22 protein-coding genes are annotated in these 25,922 nt (G+C 58.6%); 12 read left to right on the top strand and 10 right to left on the bottom strand.

Translation table 11 applies throughout. From position 1 onward, the window contains the following. Positions 1-72: 72 nt before the first annotated feature. A complete protein-coding gene (locus KI787_07590; GenBank protein MBV6629812.1) occupies positions 73-1,569 on the bottom strand; it encodes an amidase in 1,497 nt (498 codons plus the stop codon). Positions 1,570-1,770: 201 nt separating this feature from the next. Further along, positions 1,771-3,234, bottom strand: coding sequence for a sucrose phosphorylase (gene gtfA, locus KI787_07585; GenBank protein MBV6629811.1), 1,464 nt, complete (start codon positions 3,232-3,234; stop codon positions 1,771-1,773). Between the two features lie 124 nt (positions 3,235-3,358). Between gtfA and KI787_07580 the strand changes: the two genes are divergently transcribed. Further along, complete coding sequence (locus KI787_07580; GenBank protein MBV6629810.1) at positions 3,359-4,921, top strand: sodium/solute symporter; 1,563 nt, start codon at positions 3,359-3,361, stop codon at positions 4,919-4,921. Positions 4,922-4,944: 23 nt separating this feature from the next. On the opposite strand, the gene KI787_07575 is transcribed toward KI787_07580, so the two are convergent. After that, positions 4,945-5,853 (bottom strand): LysR family transcriptional regulator, encoded by a 909-nt coding sequence (locus KI787_07575; protein ID MBV6629809.1) that lies wholly within the window; start codon positions 5,851-5,853, stop codon positions 4,945-4,947. A 91-nt stretch (positions 5,854-5,944) separates the two neighbouring features. Between KI787_07575 and KI787_07570 the strand changes: the two genes are divergently transcribed. The 3 genes from KI787_07570 to KI787_07560 are packed head-to-tail and all read left to right on the top strand — an operon-like array spanning position 5,945 to position 8,543. Beyond that, positions 5,945-6,919, top strand: a complete 975-nt coding sequence (locus KI787_07570; GenBank protein ID MBV6629808.1) for a sodium-dependent bicarbonate transport family permease — start codon at positions 5,945-5,947, stop codon at positions 6,917-6,919. Next, positions 6,916-7,422 (top strand): 5-(carboxyamino)imidazole ribonucleotide mutase, encoded by a 507-nt coding sequence (gene purE / locus KI787_07565; GenBank protein ID MBV6629807.1) that lies wholly within the window; start codon positions 6,916-6,918, stop codon positions 7,420-7,422. Before KI787_07570 ends, purE begins: the two co-directional genes overlap by 4 nt. Further along, positions 7,419-8,543, top strand: a complete 1,125-nt coding sequence (locus KI787_07560) for a 5-(carboxyamino)imidazole ribonucleotide synthase (GenBank protein ID MBV6629806.1) — start codon at positions 7,419-7,421, stop codon at positions 8,541-8,543. The genes purE and KI787_07560 overlap by 4 nt, the downstream gene beginning before the upstream one ends. Positions 8,544-8,601: 58 nt before the next feature. Here KI787_07560 and ggpS read toward each other — a convergent pair whose 3' ends face one another. The 3 genes from ggpS to KI787_07545 form a co-directional block, all read right to left on the bottom strand. Beyond that, positions 8,602-10,110 (bottom strand): glucosylglycerol-phosphate synthase, encoded by a 1,509-nt coding sequence (gene ggpS / locus KI787_07555; protein ID MBV6629805.1) that lies wholly within the window; start codon positions 10,108-10,110, stop codon positions 8,602-8,604. Then, positions 10,107-10,826 carry an HAD hydrolase family protein gene (locus KI787_07550; GenBank protein MBV6629804.1) on the bottom strand — a complete coding sequence of 240 codons (720 nt, stop codon included), beginning with the start codon at positions 10,824-10,826 and terminating at the stop codon, positions 10,107-10,109. Before KI787_07550 ends, ggpS begins: the two co-directional genes overlap by 4 nt. Before the next feature lie 268 nt (positions 10,827-11,094). Then, a complete protein-coding gene (locus tag KI787_07545) occupies positions 11,095-12,420 on the bottom strand; it encodes a hypothetical protein (protein ID MBV6629803.1) in 1,326 nt (441 codons plus the stop codon). Between the two features lie 208 nt (positions 12,421-12,628). Here KI787_07545 and KI787_07540 point away from each other — a divergent pair, with 208 nt between their 5' ends. Next, the gene (locus tag KI787_07540) at positions 12,629-12,913 is read left to right on the top strand and encodes a peptidylprolyl isomerase (protein ID MBV6629802.1); all 285 of its coding nucleotides are present in this window, start codon (positions 12,629-12,631) and stop codon (positions 12,911-12,913) included. 40 nt (positions 12,914-12,953) lie between these two features. Next, positions 12,954-13,181 (top strand): SlyX family protein, encoded by a 228-nt coding sequence (locus tag KI787_07535; protein MBV6629801.1) that lies wholly within the window; start codon positions 12,954-12,956, stop codon positions 13,179-13,181. Positions 13,182-13,193: 12 nt separating this feature from the next. On the opposite strand, the gene KI787_07530 is transcribed toward KI787_07535, so the two are convergent. Together KI787_07530 and KI787_07525 are read right to left on the bottom strand one after the other, a co-directional pair. Continuing rightward, entirely contained in the window at positions 13,194-13,859 is a 666-nt protein-coding gene (locus tag KI787_07530; GenBank protein ID MBV6629800.1) for a DUF480 domain-containing protein, read from the bottom strand. A 35-nt stretch (positions 13,860-13,894) separates the two neighbouring features. After that, complete coding sequence (locus KI787_07525) at positions 13,895-15,118, bottom strand: DsbA family protein (protein ID MBV6629799.1); 1,224 nt, start codon at positions 15,116-15,118, stop codon at positions 13,895-13,897. 247 nt (positions 15,119-15,365) lie between these two features. Between KI787_07525 and KI787_07520 the strand changes: the two genes are divergently transcribed. Then, a complete protein-coding gene (locus KI787_07520) occupies positions 15,366-16,202 on the top strand; it encodes an ion transporter (protein ID MBV6629798.1) in 837 nt (278 codons plus the stop codon). A gap of 32 nt (positions 16,203-16,234) precedes the next feature. Here the strand turns inward: KI787_07520 and KI787_07515 are convergent, their stop codons facing one another. Beyond that, on the bottom strand, positions 16,235-17,926 hold the full coding sequence (locus KI787_07515; protein MBV6629797.1) for an acyl-CoA dehydrogenase family protein: 1,692 nt from the start codon (positions 17,924-17,926) through the stop codon (positions 16,235-16,237). Positions 17,927-17,997: 71 nt separating this feature from the next. On the opposite strand from KI787_07515, the gene KI787_07510 reads away from it, so the two are divergent. Both KI787_07510 and KI787_07505 read left to right on the top strand, forming a co-directional pair. After that, the gene (locus tag KI787_07510; GenBank protein ID MBV6629796.1) at positions 17,998-18,810 is read left to right on the top strand and encodes a crotonase/enoyl-CoA hydratase family protein; all 813 of its coding nucleotides are present in this window, start codon (positions 17,998-18,000) and stop codon (positions 18,808-18,810) included. Between the two features lie 141 nt (positions 18,811-18,951). Further along, on the top strand, positions 18,952-20,445 hold the full coding sequence (locus KI787_07505; protein ID MBV6629795.1) for a bifunctional diguanylate cyclase/phosphodiesterase: 1,494 nt from the start codon (positions 18,952-18,954) through the stop codon (positions 20,443-20,445). 27 nt (positions 20,446-20,472) lie between these two features. Here the strand turns inward: KI787_07505 and KI787_07500 are convergent, their stop codons facing one another. Next, entirely contained in the window at positions 20,473-21,462 is a 990-nt protein-coding gene (locus tag KI787_07500; GenBank protein MBV6629794.1) for a GGDEF domain-containing response regulator, read from the bottom strand. A gap of 251 nt (positions 21,463-21,713) precedes the next feature. On the opposite strand from KI787_07500, the gene KI787_07495 reads away from it, so the two are divergent. The 3 genes from KI787_07495 to KI787_07485 are packed head-to-tail and all read left to right on the top strand — an operon-like array spanning position 21,714 to position 25,872. Beyond that, positions 21,714-23,894 (top strand): type I secretion system permease/ATPase, encoded by a 2,181-nt coding sequence (locus tag KI787_07495; protein ID MBV6629793.1) that lies wholly within the window; start codon positions 21,714-21,716, stop codon positions 23,892-23,894. After that, on the top strand, positions 23,891-25,255 hold the full coding sequence (locus tag KI787_07490; protein MBV6629792.1) for an HlyD family type I secretion periplasmic adaptor subunit: 1,365 nt from the start codon (positions 23,891-23,893) through the stop codon (positions 25,253-25,255). Before KI787_07495 ends, KI787_07490 begins: the two co-directional genes overlap by 4 nt. Beyond that, a complete protein-coding gene (locus KI787_07485) occupies positions 25,255-25,872 on the top strand; it encodes a response regulator transcription factor (GenBank protein ID MBV6629791.1) in 618 nt (205 codons plus the stop codon). The genes KI787_07490 and KI787_07485 overlap by 1 nt, the downstream gene beginning before the upstream one ends. The last annotated feature ends 50 nt before the right edge of the window (positions 25,873-25,922 follow it).

The raw sequence follows: 25,922 nt of genomic DNA, 5'->3' as shown, positions 1-25,922 counted from the left end.
GCCTTAGAGCGGCGATATGCGCTCGAGGCGCTAGGTCGCGCAGCTCCAGTCGCCTACGCCACAGACCTAGGCTTAATACCCTGCTGGCCGCTTATCGAACCATGGCTGGGCCTGTTCCAACTGCCGGGCTAATTGCAACAAGGTGAGGTCATCACCAAAGCGCCCGGTAAACATCATGCCCACAGGCAAGTTGTTAGAGGACCAATGCAAGGGCAAGGATAGCGAAGGCGCACCGCTGGCATTGGCAATGGGCGTGGTCGGAATCCAGTCAAAGATGGGCGCGTAATTTTGAATGAGTAGATCGCGCTGCGTGGCGATTCGGCCCAGCGGCAATACGTTAATGAGGTTGAGCATGACTTTTTCCATGCCCTGGGCTTTGAGTGCCCCGCAAGGGACCGGCGGCATACCCAGCGTACTGGTCAGCAGCACATCATAAGACCGCATGAATTGGGCCATATGCTGGCCGATACGACGCATGGTGGCCACACCCCATTGCAGCTCAGCCGCTGTGAAGGCCTGCCCCAATTTGTACATAGCCCAGTTATGTGGCTCAAAATCAGCCCGGGTGAGCTTGCGCCCTGTACTCCGAGCCGCCGCCTGCATCATGGCACTGGTCTCAGCGGAGGTAATAGTGCCCATGGCGTAGATGAACTCTTCCCGATTCACTCCGGGATCAGCCTCGACAACCTCATGCCCGAGGTCTTGTAACAATTTGGCGGTGTTATGCACCCCTTCAATGCACTCGGGGTCTAGGCCGCGGCCCAGCCAATCAGCCGTGGTGAAGGCGATCCGGAGTTTCTTCACCGGCGAATCTAAGCCCTGCAGGAAACCACCCTGTGGCACCGGCGGCGCGGCATAAGGCGCCCCTTCTTCGGGCGCGCAGGTGGCATCCAACATGGCTGCACTATCGCGGACGCTGCGACTCAGCACATGCTCAATGCTCATGCCAAACCAGTGCTCAGGCACCTCTGGGCCACATGGCGTACGCGCGCGGGTGGGCTTAAGCCCAACGAGGCCACAGCAGGACGCGGGAATCCGAATGGAGCCTCCACCATCTCCGCCATTGGCCATCGGCACAATGCCAGCAGCAACGGCTGCACCTGCGCCCCCTGAAGATCCTCCGGGGGTGTGCTCGGTGTTCCATGGATTGCGCGCACTGCCCAAGTAGTCTGGGTCGGTGATGGGCATGGTGCCGAATTCTGGGGTGTTTGATTTCCCAAAAATCGTCACACCAGCAGCTTTGTAGCGACGCACAAGCTCCGAATCTTGAGCCGGAACGAAATCCCGAAAGTAGCGTGAACCAGACGTACGCACCTCTCCGCCCAGAGCATTGCTCAGATCCTTAAGCAGAAAGGGCACTCCCCGAAAGGGGCCGTCGGGCAAGCCCGCTTTGAGCGCAGCATCTGCCACATGATCGAGGCGGGCCACAATGGCATTGAGCTGAGGGTTGTGCTGTTCAGCGCGTGCTTGCGCCTCGGCCAGCAGTTCCTGCGCGCTGATCTCACCCTTGTGCACCAACTCGGCCAAACCCATTGCATCGTACTGGGTATATTCCGCAAACCGCGCCATGAATCCTCATCTCCTCTATTGATCAGGCGAAACGCCTAGCATCCCCATGCCGCCCTCGACGGCGCTTTGGCCCGGCAGTGTAGCCGGCTTGAACAATGACCGGGGGCTAGGCCAAACCGCAGCGCCCCGTTTGAAACCCCGGCCCCACTTTTGCGTAAGCCATAGCCTCAGCAGCACAGCTGAGGCTCAAAGCGCTCATGCCTAAGGCGTGAATACCGCGTCCACCCCGGTATGGGTGTCGTGGTAGTAGATGGTCGCTTTGCGGAAATGTAGCTCTAACTCCAAACGGGCATAGCTGCCTTCAGCCTCCCAGGCCATGACCAGAGAAGAGTCGTTGCTGTAATGCAAAACGAACTTACCTTCGGCGAAAGCCGGGTGCTGATTGCGAAAGCGCATCAAGGCAATCAGCCTTTGCACCACGGGTTGCTCCAATGCCGTATCAACCTCGGCGAAGTCATAACTATGCCGGTTGATGTCGCGTAGCTCACCGCTGCCCTCCATGCGCGCCCAGTCATTCTGACCGGCTAGCGCCCCTACGTAGTAGACCTGCGGTATGCCAGGGCAAAAAAACTGCACTGCCCTGGCGCATATATAAGCGTCATCATTACGCTTGAGCGCGTCATAGAAGGTGCAGGTGAGCTGATAAATCGCACCCACCGAATGCACGTTGGCAGCCGAGCCACGCAGGATGGGGTCGGCGGAGCGCTCAGACACATTATTGATGGTGGCTTGAATCTTATCGGCCGGCAGCAGGCCTTCGACATCAGGAATACAAATTCCGTCGTGGGTGTCCAGCACGGTGACTTGATTACGCGGACAGATGCGCAGCCAATTCTTCAAGTAACGGCTGTCGGCATCTAACAGCGCGTGCAAAATCAGTGGTGGCAAGGCGAACCCATAAGGCCGCATGCCGCGGGCGCCAATGGCCATTTGATAGGAGTAATGATCGTGCACTTCAGGTAGAACCTCAGCGCCATTCTCCTCAGCCACATCGGCAAACCAGTCCAAAATTTCATAGACCCGCGGCTCCACCAAAAAGCAGCTGGTTCCACGCTCCTTGGTGGTGTAGCCGAAGGCGTCTAGCCGAAACAGCTTCACCCCTCGCGCGCACAGAAACTCCATGTAGCGCTGCATGAGCTCATAGGTTTTCTGCGAGCGGTAATCCAGGTCAATTTGATGTTCGGTGAAAGTGCACCACACACGTGCCTGACTACCGTCGGCAAACTGCACCTCGCGAAAGGGCTCTTTCTCCTTGCGAATGTGAATCTTGGCCAAGTCATCGGCGGTGAAGTCACCAAAGCCATCCACGTCTACAAACAGCGATGCGTACTCTGAGTCGCGGCCTTTGGCCACGAAATCCTGAAACTCCGCCGATGCATCTGAGATGTGATTCAGCGTCAGATCCAGGCAGAGGTCGTAGTCCCGCGCAATGGTTTCGATGTCATCCCAGCTGCCGAAGGCGGGGTCGACCTCCTCATGCGTCAATGGGGAAAAACCACTATCGGCGTTACTGGGATACAGCGGCAGAATGTGGACCCCACCGAAACATCCGGCCATTCTGGTTTCGAGAAAGTGATGCAGGTCAGCGAGGTTGCTGCCGATGCGATCGGGGTAAGCGATGAGCTGAATTTGCGGCTTGAGCACCGGCGAGCTTGGATTGTTCATGGCAGAAATGTGACATAGCCAGCCCCACCTTGCACCCCCCCCTGGCTTGTTCCTCTGACTTGTTCCTCTGCCTGGGGCTGTTAGGGTTGATGGCGCAAATCGCTCGCGATGGAGGACCCACTCGATGATGCTCTGGGACTTAGCCGTTCCGCTGCTCTACTTGGTATTGGTGGCCGGAATTGGCTGGCGTGTGAGCCGCAACACGCAAAGCGACGATGACCTTTTCCTTGCCGGGCGTAGCCTGGGCTGGAGCGTTGTAGGCCTCTCTTTGTTCGCCAGCAACATCTCCAGCACCACGCTCATCGGACTGGCTGGCGCCGCCTATAACCGCGGCATTGCGGTCGCCGCTTATGAGTGGATGGCGGCACTGGCCTTGGTCTTTGCGGCTATCGTTTTGCTGCCTTTGTATTTGCGCAACCGCATCCAAACTCTGCCGGACTACATTGAGCAACGCTTTGATCGGCGGGCCCGTCGCTACGTCTCCGGCGTCATGATTTTTCTCTCCATTGTGGTCGACACAGCTGGCAGCCTGTATGCCGGAGCGCTGGTCCTGCAGGTTTTCGTGCCAGAACTTCCGCTCTGGCCCACCCTGATTGGGCTGGGCCTGTTCGCGGGTTTGTACACCAGCGCCGGCGGTCTCAAAGCCGTCATGCTCACCGATGCCATCCAGGCGCTGATCCTACTCGCGGGCTCCATCGCAATTACGGTCGTGTGCTTCCAAGCCTTTGATTGGTCTTGGTTGGCCGTACTCAAGGCCACGCCCCCCGACCATCTGCACATGATTCGCCCGGCCAGTGATGATGATCTACCGTGGCCAGGCCTGATCCTGGGCTTACCCGTCATGGGGCTGTACTACTGGACCACCAACCAATACATTTCCCAACGCTTTTTGGCTGCAAAAAATCTCAGCGAGGCTCGGCGGGGTGCGCTTTTTGCCGCTGCACTGAAGTTATTGCCCTTATTCATCATGGTGCTGCCTGGAGCCATGGCGGTGTCCTTGTTCCCGGGCCTAGAGCGTGGCGATGAGGTCTTTCCCACCCTGGTCAAGGAGCTGCTGCCCGTAGGCTTACGCGGCCTGGTTCTCGCGGGGTTGATTGCCGCCATCATGAGCACCATCGACTCGGCCCTGAATGCCGCATCGGCCCTCACCTTGTATGACTTGGTGGGCCTGGAAGATCGCCAGTTATCCCAGCGCAAGCGTCTTGCGATCGCCAGGGCGACAACCCTGGGTTTCATGTTGCTGGCGATAGGCTGGGCGCCAATCATTCGCCAATTCCCAGGGCTATTTGCCTACTTGCAACAAGTCTTTGCTTATGCGGTTCCGCCAGTGGCGGTGGTGTTCATTGGTGGAGCACTGTGGGCACGCGCCCATCCCAAAGCCGCCTGGGTCACCTTACTCGGTGGCCATGCCCTGGGATTGTGCCTCTTCGGCTTGGGGCGTAGCGAACACTGGCCCTTGCATTTCACCGTTGATGCCGGGCTGCTGGCCATTGTCAGCAGCCTCCTTTTGGTGATGAGCAGTCAGTGGTATCAACGGCATGCGCCTGCAGCCCCACCCAAGAGGTCGGTCCTCTTTCGCCTGGAAGACGCCGCTGCCGACCCTCGCCTTGCCTGGTATCGGGACTATCGAGCTGGGACGGTGGCCGTGGTCGGGCTGGTAGGGCTCATCGTGTGGGGATTTTGGTAAGACCAACGGGGATGGATGAGGCCCTAAGCATCCGCCTGCGCAAACAGGCGCTCACGCGCATTGCTTACGATAGCCGAGAGCAAAGGCCGCTCACTAATCGGTGTGGTCGTGATCAAGAAATACTGGGCTTGCAGATCTTCGGTGTGCCCTAACACTTCCACACCGTATTGGTGCACCACCTCAGCCTCGGCCGCGGTTGGCGCAATAAAAACCCCGGCTCCCGATTGGCCCAAGGCTTTGATGAGAGCACTGTCGTCGCACTCCCCAGCCAGATGGTAGTTCACGCCATGTTCACGCAGCCAATTTTCCAGGGCTGTACGCAGGGCGGTATGTCGCCTTGGCAGCAAAAAACGTGAGCCATTGAGGTTCTCGGGAAAAGCCTTGTGTGCAGCCGGCGCCACTCCTTCGGCCGCAAAAAAACTCACCGGACTACTGCCCAGCTCTTGCGTGTACAGGCGTAGGTTCGCACCCAAGGGGGCCGGCAAATCTGAAATCACGCAGTCCAGACCCTGTTGGGCCATGCGCGCGACTAAGTCGGTCAACTTGCCCTCGCGGCAGAGTAAGCGAGGAGCAGGATCTGCCTTGAGCAGGGGCTGCATGAGGAGTGCGGAAATGGACTTAGGCACCACATCGACAATACCCACGCGCATTTGGCGCAGTTCTACGCCGCCCTCGACCAGCACTGCGGCTAATTCCCGACTCAGGTCAAAAATGGTGTCGGCGTACTGCAAGGCGGTATTGCCCGCAGAGGTCAAGCGTAAACTGCGCCCCTGCCTCTCAAAGAGCTCGCACTGCAAGCGTTGCTCCAGCTCCCGAATCTGGGCACTGATGGTTTGCGGAGTTACAAATAAGCGCTCACTCGCCCGTGTAATTGAGCCCTCGCGTGCAACCACCCAGAAATAATGCAGGTGTTTGAGGTTCAACTCGCGCATAAACTTGCAGTTTTGGTTGATCTAACACCACTATATCACCAGTTTTTTCGAAGAAAGGCCAGAGGCCGCAGCCCGCTTCGGCCCACCACACATGCTTCTGGATAACTTTCTCAGCGCTCCCATTTTGTTTTTTGCCTTGGGGCTGGGCGCACGGCTGATTGGCAGCCCTTTGTATATTCCGCGTGCGCCTGCAACCTTGCTCTCGCAAGTTCTGCTCATTGCCATTGGCATTAAAGGCGGCTTGTCCATGGCCAGCCATGGTCTGCCCGCAAATGTCGGCTGGCTGCTCGTCTGCGGCCTGATCTTCAGCCTCAGTACGCCCTGGCTGGGCTCATGGGTGCTGAGGTACTGCAGCGGGCTCAATAACGCCGATGCCGCCGCCATTGCCACTCATTACGGCTCGGTCAGTGTGGTCACGTTTATGGCAGCCCTGAACTATTTCCATGTGCGCCAAGTCGAGTACAGCGGCCATATGGTGGCCTTATTGCTCGTGATGGAGATTCCAGCCTTGTTCACTGGCATTTGGTTAGCAGGCCGCAGCCTGGGGCGCCCGCAGCCGTCCTCATGGTGGCATTGGCTGCATGATGTGCTGGCCAACCCCAGCATCGTATTACTGTTAGGCGGCCTACTCATCGGCTTACTGGCCCGCGGCGACTCCGCTGGCATGTTAGAGCAAGCCTTCATCGCACCGTTCTACGGTTTGCTTTGCGTGTTTTTGTTAGACATGGGCTTACAAGCCGGGGACAGCCAACCAGAGTGGCGTGTGCATGGATGGGTATTACCGCTGTTCGCGATCATTTTTCCCCTCTTTTGCGCGGTTAGCGCTATCCTGTGCGGTTTTCTGCTGGGATTGGATGCGTCTGACGCCGCCTTGTTAGCCGTTCTGACCGCCAGCGCTTCGTACATTGTGGTTCCCGCTGGCCTGCGCATGGCCATACCCAACGCCAACGTGGCGCTGGGAACAACCCTGGCGCTCAGCGTGACCTTTCCATTCAATATTATTGTCGGAATACCTTTGTATTTTGGCTTCGCGCAGTGGGTCCTCGGCCCCGGAGATTTTGCATGACCGACTCCTCCCCATCGCCGATCGTTGGCCTTGTGATGGGCAGCCGCTCGGACTGGCCTGTGATGGAACATGCCGCAGATATCCTGCGCAAGTTCGATCTGCCTTTTGAGGCCCGCGTTGTTTCCGCACACCGCACGCCGCAAAAACTCCATCAATATGGCGAGAGCGCGCGGGACCGTGGCCTGAAGGTCATTATTGCGGGTGCAGGTGGTGCAGCCCACCTACCCGGAATGCTTGCTGCCGTGACCCCCCTCCCGGTCTTCGGCGTACCCGTGGCCCACGAAAAATCGATGTTGCGGGGCATCGACGCCCTGTTATCTATCGTGCAAATGCCCAAAGGCGTTCCCGTGCCCACCTTTGCCATCGGTAAAGCCGGCGCAGCCAATGCGGCTTTGAGTGCGGTGGCCGTTCTGGCCCTAGAGAATGCTGACTTAGCAAAACGCCTAGACGCCTTCCGCAGCCGCCAAACAGCTGCCATCGAAGCCAACGACATCTTGCCATGAGTACCACATTGGGAATTTTGGGTGGCGGTCAACTCGCGATGTTGATGTGCCATTCAGCACAGGAACTAGGAATTGACACTGCCGTACTCAGTGCCGACCCCAATGCTCCGGCGCGCAGCGCATGTACCCACTTTGTTCAGGGCTCGTTTGGGGATAACGCCAGCTTAAATCGCCTGGCCGAACTCAGCCAGGTGGTCACCCTGGATACTGAACACGTACCTGATGCCACACTGGTGTATTTGGCCCAACGCACGGAGGTGCAGCCCGGGCCTGAGCTGATGCGCCAGCTCAGTGATCGCCTAACTCAACGGGCCTTCTTACGCCGAGTGGGCGCGCCTCAACCCGAGTTTTGGTCTATAGATTCCCGCAGCGCCTTGGAGCAAGCGCAAGCCGAAGCGCAATTCCCGGCCGTACTCAAGCTCCGTAAAGGCGGCTATGACGGCAAAGGTCAGCGCAAGGTGCGTTGTGCAGAAGAGTTGGTTGAAGCCTGGGATGAGCTTGGCCAAATGCCCTGTGTGATGGAGCGCTGGATTATCGACGTACAGGAGTTTTCCGTCGTTGGCGCTCGTGGCAGCGAGGGGCAAATGCGCCTGTATCCCCCCATCGACAACGTACACATCGCGGGACAGCTGCATATTTCTCGCTGGCCCGCCCCAATCTCGGCCGCTGCCCGCGAGCGCGGCGAGGAAATTTGGCGACGTATCGCCAGCCAATGGGACGGCCGCGGGGTGATTGCCGTGGAGTTTTTTCTCGCTCCCGACGGCCAGGTGCTGGTGAATGAAATTGCCCCTCGCGTACACAACAGCGGCCACCTGACCTCGCGTGGAGCCAACTGCTCCCAGTTTGAACTCCATGTTCGAGCCACAATGGAGCTCCCCTTACCCCAGCTCGATGTTCGCGATTGCGGCATGCTCAATTTATATCCCGAGCATGGCATTAATGACCCAGCGACCGCGCAGGCTATGCAAGCCCGTTACGGCGGCGAAATCATCCTTTACGGTAAAGCGCCACGGCGGGCAAGAAAAATGGGCCACTGGCTGCTAGATGTCGCGGACATTGATGCGGCGCGCCAGATATTGCTGGACCAAGCGCAAGCCGCACCCGAGGAATTCCGCCGCTAGTATCAGTGCCGAACCCGCGGGCCGCTGCGAGTTATGCGCCCGCGCTCACAGTACGGGCCTAAGCCGCCGCACCCTTGCTCTGCCCAACCGCAGAGCTGTCCACCCCAAAGCGCTCTAGTAAGCGCCGGGTCCACGCCGCCAAATCATGGGTACGGATACCTCTATGCATGGCTTGCATATGCTCGCGGGCCTGCTCATCACCCATGGCCAAGGCCTCATCAATGGCGGAATCCATGCTCCGCGCCGAGTAAGGGTGCGTAAGAATGGCATCGGACAGCTCCACGGCTGCGCCCGTGAACTCCGACAGAATCAACCGGCCAGGTTCACCCTGTTTGGCGGCCACATACTCCTTCACCACGAGGTTTAACCCATCCCTCAAGGGAGTAATCCAGCACACATCCGCAGCCATATACCAGCTCATGAGCTCGCTGAATTGCAAGGGCGTAGAAAATAACACCACCGGCACCCAGCCCAGCTGAGAATACTTACCGTTGATGGAGCCAACCTTCTGTTCGATTTCAGCCTGAATCTGGTCGTATACCGCCATGCCTTTGGCCGGGGCAACGCAAACCACATAGAGTTTGATTTTGTTGATCAGATCCGGACGCCGCTGCAGCAAGCGCTCGTAGCATTGCAGCATTTCCAGCGTGCCCTTGGTGTAGTCCACGCGGCTCACCGCAAACAGCATGGTGTCCACCCGGATTTGTTCCCGGATGTCTGCTGCGCGGGCCCTCGCCTCTGGCGCGTTGACGGTAGCCTCAATTTGATCCACGTTCACGCCCAGAGGCACGGAATCCACGGCGATTTTTCGCCCCTCCCACTCCAGCTCGGTCACGCACCATGATTCCTGCAGGGCCCACCCTTCAGGCCGAAGCCGCTCAGACACAGGCTCCCTGCGAGTTGCACGCGCCCCACCGAAAGCACGTGCGACACCGGCGAAGTTCTCTGCATAGCGCGGGATGTGGAATCCAACCCGATCGCAAGACAACAAAGATTCGGTGATCTCCGTCCGCCACGGCAGCACCCCGAACACATCGGAGCTGGGAAACGGGGTGTGGTGAAAGAACGCGATTTTCAGATCCGGACGCATGTCTCGGATCATCTTGGGCACCAACCAGAGGTTGTAGTCGTGCACCCAAATCCATGCTCCTTCTTCCGCCACTTCGCAAGTCGCCTTGGCAAAAATGCGGTTGACCTCGCGGAAGGTGTCCCAATCTGCCGCATCGTAGTCAAACATATTGGGAAAGGTGTGCAGCACCGGCCATAACGAAGCTTTAGACGTCACCTTATAAAAGGAGTGCACCTGCTCCGGCGTCAGGCCCACCTGCGACACATGATAGTGCTCACCGGCGTAGGCCACCTCACGTTCGCTCACGACTCCGCCAGCTTGGTCTTCGGAGACTTCGGTCCAGGCCACCCAGGTCCCCTTATCGAAATACTGGAAGAATCCACGCAGGGTGGGAACGATCCCATTAGGGCTGCGGTGGCTGCGCACCACGGTTTTGCCGTCAACAATCTGCTCTTCAAAAGGCTGACGGTGATAAACGACGACGAGGCTAGAACTCATGCGTTTAACTCCACCCCAAAGTGCTCCAAGGCCTCCACGATTCCGTCGCAGCCCTCGCCTCGGGCGTGAAAGATGGTGTCACTGGGCTGTAGGCGCTGTTTCAATCCCTCTTCGGCATTGCCCACCATGACCGCTGGGCAACCCGACTCCAGGAGGGCCAAATCGTTCAAAGTGTCACCGGCAGCGAGCGCCTGGTGGGGCTGATAGTCATGTTGCTCTAACCAGCGGCGTAGCGTCACGCCCTTGTTGATTCCCGGTGGTAGCACGTCAAAAAAGACGTTGGCTGACACCAGCGGGGTGAGACCTAACTCCCGCACTTTGGCGGCAGGAGTATCCAGGTCGGTGCCCGGCTCAAAGGTGTAAGACACCCGGCGTGGACCAAAATCATCCTGCAGGCGCAGGCCTGGATGCCCATCGAGCAGCTCCAAAATAGCCTGGGTCTGATCTTTCCAAACAGCTTCCACCGCCTCTTGAGCTGGCCCTGGCAAACGCTGGCCGCGGCCGCAGGCCACGGTGGTGCCCACATCGCAAATCATGCCATCAGGTTCGGGCAGCCTGCCCTCACGAATCAGGCCTTGTACGCTGTTGACTGATCGGCCGGTCACATACAGCAGACGTCGATCTGGCGCGGCCAGGAAATGATCGATGAGACGGGCGCGCGCCGTCTCACTACCACCAAGAAAGGTGCCATCGAGGTCGGTTGCCAGAATGTGCATGAAACTCCAGGGGACAAATGACTTCGCGCGTGTTGCAGCGCATAAAAACACCGTACACGATGTTTTTTAGCCATGCAAAGAAGAAGCCAAAGTTGAAGGCCCAGCCCGAACCCACGACCGCAATGTTGCGTAGTTGGGCTCAAGCCCCGTGCCCTACTGGATTACCAAGCCTGCTGCAAAGTTGAGGCGCTGGGCTAGTATTGCTTAGAGATTAGACCAACCGCCGCTAAGCCATGATTGACTCATTCGGCGCTACGGCTAGAGGAGCCTAAAAAAACAGCTCTAGCTGCAGGCGCAGACTATCGAGATCATCCAAGAAGTCGGTGACTGCGGCCTCACCACGCGGCTGGAAGCCGCGAGTTTCGATGGTCGCCAGCAAACGCCCGTTGAGACGGCGACTGGCTTCTAAGGACCAAAACCACGAGCCATCATTGCGGTCAACTATCACTCCGCCGAGTATCTGAGTGCCGGCAATGTCATTTCCTAGAACCCGCGTGCCGACGAATATGTCGTCGTCAAACAGGTTGAAAAATACGTCTGGGTCGCGATCGTCGTACAGATATTCGGCGAGGAGGCCAATATCCAACAGCCCATCCCAAAACACCCCCAAGCTGTATTCCACCCCGCCTGCAAAGGCGATTTGGTCTTCAGAGCGCTGTTCGCGCCAGCGCCCTTCCAACTTCCATGCGGCGGCGCCCCGAACCCACTGCGCCTCTAGGCCGACTTGCTGAATTTGATCATAGCGCGGGATCAACACCACATCGGCCAGGGCCTCTTCAATGAACTCCTCTTCCAGCTCGTCTTGGGAAGGACCTAGGTCGAATAAGGCTGCGGTATTGATGAGCACAGCGGTCAATGGATCAACGTCGGGGGGAGCAAAAGCTTCACTGAGGTCACAGTTCGCTTGATTCTCGGTGCCAGGACGGCCGCTGCCTTGGGCCGCGCAGGGCTGCAGCACGGGTTCCCGGTTCGTGCCCTGGAAATAGGACAGTCGCGCCTCAAGTCCGCCCCAGCGCTGCCCATAACGCAGGGCGTAATCAACATGCTGTTGTTCGCGGCTGGACTCGAAACGACGTTCCTCCTCGCGAATCGCGAAAGGCGCCAGCTCCCGAAACACCGGCGAGAACTCACGCTCGCGAAAGCGCGGTAAGACGAACACCCCCAAATTCCCCGGACCCAACCGCGTGCTCGCGGCCAACCAAGGCTGGCCGAGCTTGTCCTCGCCATCAATGTCTTCCAGAGCATCGTCCTGGTTGATGATGTCGACCAGATGCACAGACTCGGTGACGCCCCAAAAAGCCCGCCCGATGCCCATGCGCCACTCCAAATGGCGGTTGGCAAAGATGTATCCGAACTCACGTATATCCACGTGTTTACGGCCTTCTTCAACGCCCTCGCCGTAGCGGCCGAACAAAACCACGTCCAAGTTATAGGTGGTTCCTCCGCGCTCCCTGGCATAAGGCCGAGCTTCTAGAGTCAATGCCGCAGAAGGCCGCAACACCGGGCTGAGGCCGGAGTACTGGTTGAGCTGGCCTTCGAGCTTGAGGTCCACGGCGGCGGCCTGGCTGCTCAGCAGCCCCAGCAGCACAACCATCCATGGTTTCGTCAGTGTGTGTTGCATTGCAGCATTATACGGAAGTCCACCCGCTCTCAGGCTATCGACCTCCGTGCAATGTCCATCATGCATAGCGCGCCAAGGGCCAATCATGACGCTCGCCTGTGTGGAGGGCGACGCGCTTACTGACCGCAAACGGCCAGACTGCTAGCATTCCCTCATGTTTTCTTTCCTCAGAGCGAAAAAAATGCCTTCAGCCAGTGCACGCCACATTTTGGTGGCCTCCGAAGAACAGTGCCAACAACTCAAAGATGAAATTGCCAACGGTGCGGACTTCGCAGCAGTCGCCCAGCAGCACTCCACCTGCCCCTCAGGAAAAAGCGGCGGCGATTTGGGCCAGTTTCGTCAGGGCATGATGGTGCCCGAATTCGATGAAGTGGTATTCAGAGATGCCCTGCACACCGTCCACGGGCCCATCAAAACTCAGTTTGGCTACCACCTGCTGGAAATCACCGAGCGTAGTGACGCTTAAAGAAGGCGTCATCAAAGCTTTGCTTCCCGACGGTTAGCCCATGAGTCTCTCGATCAGCGAGCAAGAGCAGCGCCTAGTGGATTTGGAGAGCCGCTTGGCCTTTGCCGACGACACCGTGCGCAGCCTGAATGAGATCGTGGCCAAGCAACAGCTCAGCCTGGATGCGTTGGTCAAACAGGTACAGCAGCTACACCGGCAAATTGAAGGCCTGCGGACTGAAGTGGCAGCCACCGGCAGTAACGACGACGAGCGCCCACCCCATTATTAAACGGGCTGGTCATCAGCCCTCGCTATGCGAGGGCTGAGTCGTGGTCGTTACTGAATGAAGCTGGGCTTCCAAAGCGGCCACCCTTTCTTCCAGCGCGGCCACGCGAGCCTTTAAGGTGTCGTCCTCGTTATGTGGCATGCGCGCCACGCGCACCGCTGACTGAGCCTGTTCCTGCGCGTGCTCTGCGCCGCAGAGCAAATGCACCCAGCGTGGCTCTTTTTGCCCAGCCGCCCGCTCCAGACGCATCACCAGGGGTTGAGCACGATCCGCCAAATCGTCTAGAGCCTCACTCATGGAAGCGCTGTCGGTGGGGCCGCCGAGGGGCTGGGCATGTCGTTGCAGCTCACTTTGGGTTTGTGGCCCACGCAGCACCAGCGCCGTGAGCACGGCTTGGGTGGGCTTTTTCAGCAGCAGCTGACTACGCATCTGTTGCCGCCAGCGCGGCACGCGCCCGCCGTCTTCTTCACGATCGACCCAGTTGCGCTCCAACAAGGCATTGAGTGCCCGCCCTGTCTCTCCCTGCGTGAGTTGCATCACTGGATGCCGGGCAGACTTCTGGTTACACCCCTGGGTGATCGCATTCACCGTCATGGGGTAATACTGCGGCGTGGTCTGCGATTTCTCCACCAATACGGCAATGACTCTTGCCTCTTCTCCGCTGAGATCCCACTCGCTCATGAGCGCACTCTTGAAAAATGAACCGAGCGCAGAGTCTACCCCGCATGAGCAAATGAATCGGTCATCTCTGTGGCCGCGCGGTCCCAATAGGATTGCAGTAACCAATGGCGGTCCTGCCCCCAGCTTACCCACTCACCCATTTTGTAGCTGGGTACGCCCCATAACCCAGCAGCGAATAAGTCCTGTTGATTTTTCTCTGCGTAGTCGATGTCTAGCGGCGGAGTCAACATGGCACGGGCCCGTGACCACGACATCCCGGCTTGTTCGACCGCATAGCGCAGCCCCGCATCTGTGGCCAGATCTATGCCCTCACCCCAGCAAGCCCGGCCAGCCGCACACAAAAAGGCCAGCTGTTGACCCACGCCCTCGGCGAGTGGGAACACCGCCAGGCAGCGCCGCACTCCACTGCCCACGGGGTCCACGATACGGCCAAAGGGCACTCCAGAGGCATCTGCCAAGCGCTGGGCATCACGCACAATGTAGAGACGTTTCGCCTGCGGCACTGGTAAACCCCGCATTACCATCGGCAACACCGGCCGTACATTGAGATACTTGTGATACTGCGGTTTGGCGGCCCAATCCATCGCCGCCAAGTAGGAATAAGGGCTACGAAAACTAAACCAGAAATCACAGGAGTGATTGACGGAATCCTCAGGCCACGTCGCCAATGCCGGATGGCGAGTCACTAAGGACTCCGAGCCGCTGAGCACACCCTGCGCACGCAATCGCTGCTCTAAAAACCCCAAACGATCCAGCGCCCAAAACCATTCACCGTTGAATTGCCACATGGCGGGCAAATAATGACCAAGTCGCTCTCGACGCTTGGCATTGGCGGCCAGTTGTCGCTCCGTCGCGGCCAGATCCAAAGCCGCAAACGGTCGGGCCGCAGCGGTTATGTCCTCGGCGCGGAACAAGGCGCCGGCACAAATTGCCTCCCGACGCACAAAGTCATCCACATTCCGAGCACCTAATAAGGTGCGCGCGGCGCGTAAACAATCATCCGGGCAGGGCGGCTCTAGGCCTGGCATGTGCAGCCCGTAGGCGGGGGCAATCTGGGCCGCATCCTGGCGCGCGAAGAGGCGCTGCTTTTCGGCTTCCGGATAGCAGTCAGAAGCCGGCTCCGGCACGACGTAGACTTGAACCGGAATGTGCAGCCGGCGTTGCAGCTCGCTAAGTAGCTGGGCACAGAGATGGGAGTGCGGGTCGCCGGGCTGGTAGTACAGCTCCAGTACGCGGCCGGAACCGCCGCGTTGGCGCATCAATGGCCCGCTCCCCCGCGTGAGCAAAGGAGTGAGATAGGAACGAAAGCGTCGGCGTGGTGCTGACAACGTCGAATTTCCCGTGTGGTCCCGCGCCAAGAGTGCCCGCTTCCGGCTTCTGTCGCAATGCAACATGGTCATCGATGTCGCTGTCTGAGCACGTACAATGCCGCGCCGGCGGCCATGCCGAAGGTTTGGCGCCGGGGTGATGGCTTTGTCATTAATCAGACCACGCGTGGAGGATGGGATGGATTGGCGCAAACGGTTACACACCTGGGTGGAATCGCCGGGTATTCAAACAGGCATCGTCGGCCTGATTTTGCTCAATGCCCTGACCTTGGGCCTGGGCACAGCGCCACAGTTAATGGCAGACATTGGCGTCTGGGTGCGCCCCATCGACTTGATCATTCTGCTTCTGTTTAGCGCGGAGATCAGCGTCAAGCTGCTCGCACTAGGACGTCGGTTTTGGTCCGACCCATGGAATGTCTTCGATTTCATTGTTGTTGCCATAGCGTGGGTACCCGCAAGTGGCCCCATTGCTGTACTGCGCGTGCTGCGTTTACTGCGCTTGGTACGAATGGTGCCCAAACTGCGCTACATCGTCGAAGCGCTGCTGCATGCGATTCCCGGCATCGTTTCCATTGCCGGATTGCTGCTACTGGTGTTCTATGTATTTGCCATCATCGCCACCAGCCTGTTCGGGCATAGCCACCCCCAATGGTTTGGTAGCCTGGGCGCTTCCATGTATAGCTTGTTTCAGGTGATGACCCTGGAGAGCTGGTCAATGGGGATTGCCAGGCCCGTGATGCAAACGCATCCCTGGGCGTGGGCCTTTTTCATCCCCTTCATTTTGGTCTCCACATTTACTGTCTTGAACCTGTTCATCGCCATCATGGTGGATGCAATGCAAAGCATCGAAGAGCAGCAGCTGGCGCGCACCGAGGCGCACCTGAACACCGCCAGGCGCGCCGACCAGCAACAACTTCACGCCGACCTTGCCGCGTTGAGCGAGCAAATGGACCAGATGCAACAACGTCTGCAGCGCTTACAGGAACAATTGCAGCCACCGCAAAGCAAACCATAAGTCGCCCCTGAGTTCAGGAGCCACCTTGGCGCCTAATGGCTGGGATCGTGCCGCTGCAGCAGCAGCTCTACAGCAGCCCCCTGAGGCAGCGCGCCATATTGCATGCGGCGGGCATCGCCCAGGCGCGCTTCACAGAAAGCATCGGCAATGGCATTGGGCGCCGACTGCTGCAGTAAAGCGGCTTGTAGGCCCAAGGCCATGTCCTCGACCAAGCTACGCGCTTGCCATTGCAGGCTATGGCTGTCCGCCTGTGCAAGGCTCACCCAATGGCGATCTAAGTGTTGCAGATGGGTATCCAGTGCGGCATGTGCGCCGCGTGCGCGCTGCAGCTCTTGCCGAAATACCTCGAGGACCTGCGGATCCTTGGCCAGCGCTCGTAATACATCCAAGCACTGCACATTGCCGCTGCCCTCCCAGATGGGGTTGATCACCGACTCGCGGAATAGGCGTGGGAAAATAGAGTTCTCCATCACACCGCTGCCACCGATGCATTCCATGATTTCGTAGGCATGCTGCGGCCCGCGTTTACACACCCAATATTTACCAACCGCCGTCGCTAAACGGAACAGCTTGGTCTCCTGCTCGTCTCCCGCTTGGCGGGCATCCAAGGCCCTTCCCAAGCGCAAGCTCATGGCCAGCGCAGCCTCATACTCCAAAGCGAGATCAGCCAGCACGTTTTGCATCAACGGCTGCTCGGTGAGCAGGGCTCCAAAAGCCGAGCGCTGCTGGCAATGATGAATGGCCTGAGCCACGCCCATCCGCATCTGGCCCGCTGAGCCCAGCATGCAATCGAAACGAGTGAGGCCCACCATTTCAATAATTGCTGGAACACCGCGCCCCTCCTCGCCAATCAGCCAGGCCTGGGCACCGCGAAATTCAACCTCGCTGGAGGCATTGGAGCGATTGCCCATCTTGTCCTTCAAGCGCACGACCTGCATGGCGTTTTTGCTGCCATCGGGCAGCCATCGCGGCAAGGCAAAACAGCTCAAACCACCGGGCGCCTGGGCTAATACCAAAAACACATCACACATCGGCGCCGACAAAAACCATTTATGCCCAGTAATGCTGTAGAGCTGCCCAGGTCCAGCAGCCCCCGTGGGCTGAGCCACGGTGGTGTTGGCTCGCACATCCGAGCCGCCTTGCTTTTCGGTCATGCCCATGCCTACGGTCAAGGCCCGCTTTTGGGTATAGGGCACATTGTCAGGCTGGTAGCCGGGAGTGAGCACCTTGTCCAAAAAAAGCCCAGCCACCTCGGGCTGCATTTGCAAGGTGGGCACGCTGGCAAAAGTCATAGTCACAGGACAGCCATGGCCGGCTTCAACCTGCGCCTGCATACTCACCATGGCCGCACGGGCCACATGCGCTCCGGGCCGTGGCTGCAGCCAAGGCTGGCTATGCAGGCCATTCTCCAGCGCTAGGCGCATGAGCTCGTGATAGGCGGGGTGGTAGCGCACGGCATCTACGCGCCGCCCGAAGCGGTCATGCGTATCGAGCTCGGGTGGGTAACGGTTCGCCAGATGCCCCCATTCCAAAACCTGAGATTCGCCCAAACACTCGCCATGCGCGCGCACTTGGTTTTGCGCCCAGCCGGCTCCTTCGCGCTCCAATCCGTCCACCATGGCGGCGTCGGAATCAAAAACGTTCCAATCAGTCAGCTCGGTACCCACGTTGAACAGAGGATGGGTTTCGCCGGCTCCGGCTAGCGGTGGGTTTTGTGCTGTCATTTTGCTTGGGATGTACTGCATTCCAGCTTGCAGTTTATTACATTAGTACTTCGCATTCACAATTTTAAGTAATGACCAAGCCAGCCGACCCTCTCGTCGTTTGCGTCCGACACGGTCGGGTTCTCGAAGTTCGTATTCAACGACCGCAAGTGCGTAACTGCGTCAATCGACCTACAGCTGACGCCCTCCTGGACGCATTTACTGATTTCGACCAAGACCCTGAGCTGGATGTCGCCATCCTGCATGGGGCCGGAGGTCACTTTTGTGCAGGGGCGGATCTCAAAGCCGTTGCCAGCGGCAAGCCTGAATTGGCCAACAGAATTGACCGTGATGGCCCCGGCCCCATGGGGCCGACCCGGATGCAATGCGCTAAGCCAGTCATCGCGGCCATCAGCGGTTATTGCGTTGCCGGTGGTTTGGAGCTGGCCTGCTGGTGTGACCTACGCGTTGCCGATGACAGCGCCATCTTTGGGGTGTTCTGCCGCCGCTTTGGGGTACCACTCATCGACGGTGGTAGCGTTCGCCTACCCAGACTGATTGGCCAAAGTCGAGCCCTAGACATGATCCTAACGGGCCGCCCCGTGGCCATAGAGGAGGCGAGCCAAATGGGCTTGGTCAACCGTCGCTGCGCTGCAGGCCAGAGCTTCGACACGGCCATGGAGCTCGCTGAGCAGCTCATGGCCTTTCCCCAAACCTGCTTACGTGGCGACCTACGCAGTGCTCGCCAGCAATGGTCCTTGAACGAGGAACAGGCCATGCGCCAAGAGTTTGAGTATGGCCTGAATACGCTAGGTTCCGGAGAAACCCTCGCAGGCGCAACACGCTTTAAAGAAGGCCAGGGGCGCCATGGTGACTTCGATCCCCCCCAACTCACTCTAAAGTGAGGGGCTAGCGGAACAAAGCTTGCTGGGCATAGCCATGCAGACGTTTTTAGCATGGCTCCAGCCCGGCATCGCCGCAGCATCCTTCAAGGCGCTGCTCTTTCATGCGCGGGGCGAGCACAGAGCCAAGGGCAGACAGCAACCATGACCGGTTTAGGCTGGTTGCTGAGCGCCATGCTCGGTGGAATGGGTTTGGGGCTGCTTTTCGGCCGCCGCAGGCTGCCTGAGCGGGGCAGCCAAAAGCGTCACCACACTGCCATTGAGCCGCAGCCCATCGGTTCGAGTCTGGACCCGCTGACAGGCCTGGCGAATCGCCAAGACTTTCTTGCCCAGCTTCGCCAAGCGGTGAGCGAATATCAGCCGGACCAGACTGAGGTCGTCCTGCTGATTTTGGACTTGGACCGCTTTCAACGCATCAACAATAGCTTGGGGCAGCAGGGCGGCGATGCTCTGCTCTGCAGCCTTGCCCAGCGCCTGCTCCAGAAATATCCTCAGCCGCATTGTGTAGGGCGTTTGGGCTCAGATGACTTTGCGATTCTTCTGCGCTCTACTCCGCAAGACCATGACACCGGCATGGCCGCGGCTTTGGAGGACTTGAGCCTTGTGCTGCAGCAACCCTTTGAGGTTGCCGGAGAAACCATCATTCTTGGAGCCAGCCTCGGGGCTAGCAGCTACCCGACCAGGGCGCGCACCGTGGATGAGCTCCTGCATCAAGCGGCTCTGGCCATGCAGCAATCCAAGGCGCAGTCCTGGCGTCGGCGAACCCAAGCGCAGCCCGGAACAGCCTTGGCCGAACGGGATGCGCTCCATATTGAAGCCGCCCTCCGCGAGGCTTTGCTTAAGGAAGAGCTGTGGCTGAGCTACCAGCCCCAGATCGATCTCAAAACCGGCCGCCTCTGCGGCTGCGAAGCTTTACTGCGCTGGCATAACCCCCAGCTGGGAGAGGTTCCGCCCAGTGTCTTCATTCCACTCGCCGAGTCTTGTGGGCTAATGGCCAAGCTTGGCCCTTGGGTGCTGCATCAGGCCTGCCTAGACGCGCGGCGAATGCGTGCGAAGCTCGGTGAGCAGTTTGTGATGTCGGTCAACGTGTCAGCCCTACAGTTCCAGCACATGGACATGGTGGCTGAAGTCCAGCAAGCACTCCGGCAAACGGCATTGCCGGCCAGCGCCCTCGAGCTCGAGATCACGGAAAACTTGCTGCTAGAAAATCCAGACCATGCGCGCGACACCCTGAAGGCCCTACGCATGATGGGCGTTCACGTGGCCATCGATGACTTCGGCACCGGCTATTGCAGCTTGTCTTACCTACTGAACTATCCCGTAGATAAGCTGAAAATTGACCGCAGTTTCATTCAGCATTTGGAACACAACCAACACGATGCTGACCTCACCAGTGCCATTATTGTTCTGGCACATACTCTGGGCCTCAGCGTGGTGGCCGAGGGCATCGAAGAAGATGGACAAAGCCGCTTTCTCAGCGACCATGCTTGCGACTTGGGCCAAGGCTATCTTTACGGTCGCGCGGTACGCGCCGACGACTTCATGAAGAACATTCCCCCAAGTGGAATTCTGCTGAGCCAAAACGGAGAGGGAGTGAGTGTTGGTCTGGGCTCAGTTGCCAGTCAAAGAACGCATTAAGTTATTGCGGTTCGGGGCGAGCGCACCCTAGAAATTCTCAACCTTGGGTCGCATTGTGCAGCCATCACCGGAATGACTATTGACACAATCCAGCTCCGGGCAATCAATATCGCGGCCGCCTTGGTTGCGTTTGGCTCTATACATGGCCCGGTCTGCCCGCTCCACTAGCGAGGTCATGGGCTCTCCACCTTCGCCACGCCCGGCCACACCCAAACTTCCACCAGCCTGCAGTAACACCTTGCCGTCGGCATCACGGATAGGCTGTTTCAGGGCCTGATGGAGTCCACTCACTAATGCATCCAGGTCTTGCCCGCGAGGCGGTGGCGAGAGCACAACCACAAATTCATCCCCGCCCAGCCGATAAACGCTATCGCTGCTGCGCAGCCGGCTTTGCAAGCGACTGGCGATTTGGCGTAACACCTCGTCACCGGCGGCATGACCATGGATATCGTTGACCTCCTTAAACTCATTCAAATCTAAGTAAGCCAAGGCCAAAGCTGGACGAGACTGGCCCTGATCTAAGGCCACAATGGCCTCATCAAATGCCCGTCGGTTAAAAACACCCGTTAAATCATCCGTGAAGATTTGTTCTTTCAACCGCCGGTCGTTGTCGCGTTTACGCTCCGCGCGGGCTGCAGCGCTAAAGGCTGCATCCATCGCGGATGTCAAAGTTTTGGCATCGACCTGACCCTTCGGCAAATAATCCGACGCTCCCCATTTCATGGCTTGAACGGCTGTTGCCTCATTCCCCCAGCCGGTCAACATGATGGCAGGCAAGGTTTCAAACTCATCTTGGCAGCGCAGGTCGTGCAGCACGTCAAGCCCAGTACCGTCAGGTAAGCGATGGTCTAAAAACACACAATCGAAGCTGCCTGGCCGCAAAGCTGATTTAAAGGCATCAGCACTGGAAAACACCTCCACCTGAGCGTTAGGCACGGCCCGGCTGAGCATTTTGCAAAACAGCACTTGATCCGCCTGCGAGTCTTCCACCAAAGCGATGCGCGGATGAGGAATCATGCGTTTCTCCACAACGATGTCACCATGGGGAGCGTGAGGACACTATACCCTGGCTCCGTTTGTGCAAAAGCACAATACATAGCGACCATTGAATAATTCAGAGTCATATTCGTAGGCTGCAAGAACTGGGCACCACGACCGAAGATGACGAGAAATTCCGCGGAGTGAAGCTTGCATGGCGTCGGTAATCCGAGCGCCATCCTCTTGTGGGCTCGCTTCGCCCACCTTCCCCAGGCCGCTGCAGCTTAGTCATGTCTACGCCAAACACCGCCGACGACACCCTCGCAACCACCGTAGCCGATGCAGGCCCGCAGGAGGTGGATCAACTCCTGGAGTGCTTGGCCCATGTCTCTTTACGCGAGCACCGCGAGCTCAATAGAGATGCCGTCTGTACGGGTCTGCCGCTGCGCGAGGGCAAGCTTACCCCCAGCTTACTGTTGCGCGCTGCGCCACGCGCCGGTTTTAAGGCCAAGCTTTTGGCTCAGCCACTATCGTCCCTTGGCCAAGCACCAGGCTCGGCTATTCTGCTACTCAACAATCAAGCAGCTGTGGTCTTGGAAAGCAGGGATGCCAGCACGCAGACCGCCAGTGTCTTTGTGCCTGAGCAGGGCCTGGAGGAGTGGACTGAGCAGCAGCTCGCCCAGCGTTATTCGGGGCATTTGGTGATGCTGAGGCCACGCTTCGAACATGATGATCGCGCCCCGCAAATGCAAAGCCAGCGGCGTCGGCATTGGTTCTGGGGGGCGCTCTTTCAACATCGCAAGCTCTATCGCGACGCCCTGGTTGCGGCCTTCATGATCAACAGTTTTGCGGTGGCCATGCCCTTGTTCGTGATGAACGTGTACGACCGCGTCGTGCCTAACGAAGCCGTTGAAACTCTGTGGGTCTTTGCCGCTGGGCTTGCCATCGTACTCGCCGCAGAACTCGCCCTACGCAGCGCCCGCGCGCACTTTGTGGACTTAGCCGGGAACCGCGTTGACCGCGACCTATCCACCACCATCATGCAAGCCGTTCTAGGCATGCGCCTGCAGGACCGACCCGAGTCCACCGGATCTTTTGCCGCCAATCTACGGGCTTTTGAAGTGGTGCGAGATTTTGTCACCGCGGCGAGCATCACGACGCTCATCGACCTACCCTTTGCCCTGATATTCGTCGCCATATTGGCCTGGATTGCTCCGCCACTGGCTATCCCACTCATCATCGGCGCGACGGTCTTGGTCATTCACTCCTGGTCGGTCCAGTCCAGCCTCCGTTATCTCGCCGATGAAGGCCACCGTTCTGGGGCTTTGCGCAATGCCACGCTGGTCGAGAGCCTCGTCGGCTTGGAAGACATTAAAAGTCAGGGTGCACAGGGCCTTATTCAGCGCCGCTGGGAGCAAGTCACTCAACACCTGGCCCATAACCAAACGCAGCTCAAGCTGTTGGGTAGTAGCGTGATGCATGGCGCGCTGTTCGTGCAGCAGTGCACGTCCTTGGGCATCGTAGTGCTGGGTGTGTATCTCATTATGTCTCAGCAGCTATCCATGGGCGGTTTGATTGCCGCGATGATGCTGACCTCTAGAGCTATGCAGCCATTAGCACAGCTCGCTGGGCTCATGACTCAATACCACAATGCTAAAACGGCGCTGCTAGGACTTGACCCCTTGTTAGGGCAAGGGCCTCCGGAGCCGGCTCAGGCGCCAATTAATCGGCCCAATTTGCAGGGAGCCATAGAACTCAAGGAAGTGAGCTTTCAGTACCCCCGTAGCCATGGTAATGCCGTTCGCGACATTAGCCTGCGGATTGCTCCAGGCGAGAAGGTCGCGATTTTAGGCCGGGCTGGCTCAGGAAAATCCACCTTGCTCCGGCTCATACTGGGCCTCTATCAACCCCAAGAGGGTTCAGTGCGGCTAGATGGTATTGACACCCAGCAGCTCGCGGCCGATCAGGTCCGTAAAGCCATCGGCTACATTTCACAGCAGCCCACGCTTCTCTACGGCAGCCTGCGCGAAAATCTACTGATGGGCCGCACCGGCATTGCCGACCAAGCCTTGCTTGAGGCCGCCTACAACGCAGACCTCAAAGACATGATCGACACCCATCCCCAAGGGTTTGATATGCATATTGGTGAGCGTGGGGAATCCTTGTCTGGAGGGCAGCGACAAGCCGTCGCCCTGGCGCGCGGATTGGTGGGCAACCCAAACATTCTGCTCCTCGACGAACCCACCAGCGCCCTGGATAACGGCAGCGAAGAACGCGTACGCAGCCGGCTTAAAGCCCTGGCCAGCAATAAAACTTTAGTACTGGTTACCCACCGTACCGCCATGCTCGACCTAGTGGATCGCATCATCGTTCTTGACCAAGGGCGATTAATGGCGGATGGCCCCAAAGATACCGTGCTCGAAGCCCTGCGCAGTGGCCGGGTTGCGACCAACCAAGGGGGCCGAGCATGACCGAGTCCGTACCCACGCCGCGCTATGTTCGCGCTATTGGCCGCATCACCCGCGGCACTCAGCCGCGCAACGACAGCTGGGAAGCCGACGCTGAGTACGCTCTGCTCAATCAAGAGCCCCTGCGTGCGAGGCGGCTCATGTATTTATCCATGCTGGTGATCGCTGCACTGCTTTGGTGGGCGGCTTATGCCGAAATTGATGAAATTGCACGTGGGGATGGCCGGGTGATTCCGTCCTCTCAGCTCCAGGTTGTACAAGCCGTCGATGGCGGCGTTGTGGAAGCCATCAAAGTACGCGTTGGCGATGTAGTGCAGCCAGGACAGCTGCTTATGCAAATCGACACCACACGCTTTGCCTCCAACCTCGGAGAATCCCGCTCGCGCTCCACCTATTTGGAGGTCCGTGCCGCGCGCCTACGCGCCATGCTAAGCGGGCTGGAATTTAGCGTACCCGACAGCCTGCGCACGCAGGCTCCAGATATTGTGAGTAGCGAGGAGGAGGCCTACAGGGCACAACGCCAAGAGCTGCGCGCACAGGTGGCTGGAGCCGAGCAAGAGATCCAACAGCGTCAACGCGAAATTCAAGAAGCGCGCGCGCGGCGCGACCAAGCCAAGCAAACATTGGGGCTGGTTCGTAAAGAGCTGGCTGTAACCCGGCCACTGCTGCGCACTGGCGCAGTCTCGGAGGTCGAAATCCTCAGGCTAGAACGCGAAGAAGCCCGCCTCGTCGGTGAGCGCGACCAGGCCATTGCGCAAATCCTGCGTGTGCAATCTGCGTATAAGCAGGCCGAGCGCAAAGTCGAGCAAATTCGCAGCCAGTCCAATAATCAGCTTCAAGAAGAGCTCACTGAAACTTTGGCTGAGCTTCAGTCCTTAAACCAATCCAGCGCAGCCCTGGAAGACCGGGTGGATCGCGCCATCATCCGGGCCCCTGTACGCGGCACAGTGAAGCAATTATTGGTGAATACCGTGGGCGGTGTGGTGCAGCCTGGCAGCGAGCTATTGGAGATCGTGCCGCTAGACGACACCCTGATTTTGGAAACCAAAATCCGCCCCAGAGACATTGGCTTTTTACGCCCTGGGCAACCGGCCGTCGTGAAGTTCTCGGCTTATGACTTTGCGATTTTTGGGGGTCTGGACGGGGAAGTCCAACAAATCGCCGCCGATTCTGTCATTGCGGAAGACGGCAGCGCTCATTACATCGCCCGTATTCGCACCTTTAGCCCAGAATTGGCCGAAGGCATGCCCATCATCCCTGGCATGTTGGCCGAGGTTGATATCGTCACCGGCAAAAAAACTTTGCTGCAGTACCTGTTCAAGCCCGTCCTGCGGGCCCGCCACACGGCGTTTCGGGAGCGCTGATGGATCACATATTTATCAGTTCAGAGCCGCAGCTGCTGCCGCATTGGCAGCGGGCCTTTCCGCAGGCTGTACTGCGACATCAATGGCCGCTACAACCCGCACAGTCTGGCCTTGAGCGGAATAGCATGCTGTGGCTGGAGGATCCGCCGGCGGAGGCCGTATCCAGGGTGGTTCGCAGCCATCCCAGGGCTTTGGTCATGATACTGAGTCGCCACCCCCATCCTGCAGCGGCCCTGCGCTGTCTGCGCCAAGGATGTCGAGGCTACTGCCACAGCCTGGCAACTGCCGAGATGCTGCAGGATGTGGCTGAGGTGGTGAGCCATGGCGGTTATTGGGTAGGCGCAGACCTCATGCAGCAGGGCCTACAAGCTCTACGGGAACCCCTGCGCGACGATGATGCAGTGTGGAATCGCTTTACGCCCCGGGAAAAACAAATCGTAGGCTGCATCTTGGACGGCATGAACAACAAAGAAATTTGCCGTCACTTAAGCATTGAGGAGCGAACGGCCAAATCGCACATCACGGCGATTCTCAAAAAAGCCGAAGTCCGCGACCGCTTGCAACTGGCCGCGCGAATGCATAAGCGTCAACTCACAGCACCGTCTACTCCAAGCTAGCTGCGTATCGGACCAAGGTACGATTCCGCAGCGGCGACAAGCTTCTAGGC

Source organism: Oceanococcus sp. HetDA_MAG_MS8, assembly GCA_019192445.1.
Classification (GTDB): Bacteria; Pseudomonadota; Gammaproteobacteria; order Nevskiales; family Oceanococcaceae; genus MS8.
The sequence above is the reverse complement of the archived record's forward strand: the minus strand, read 5'-3'. Positions and strand labels throughout refer to the sequence as shown.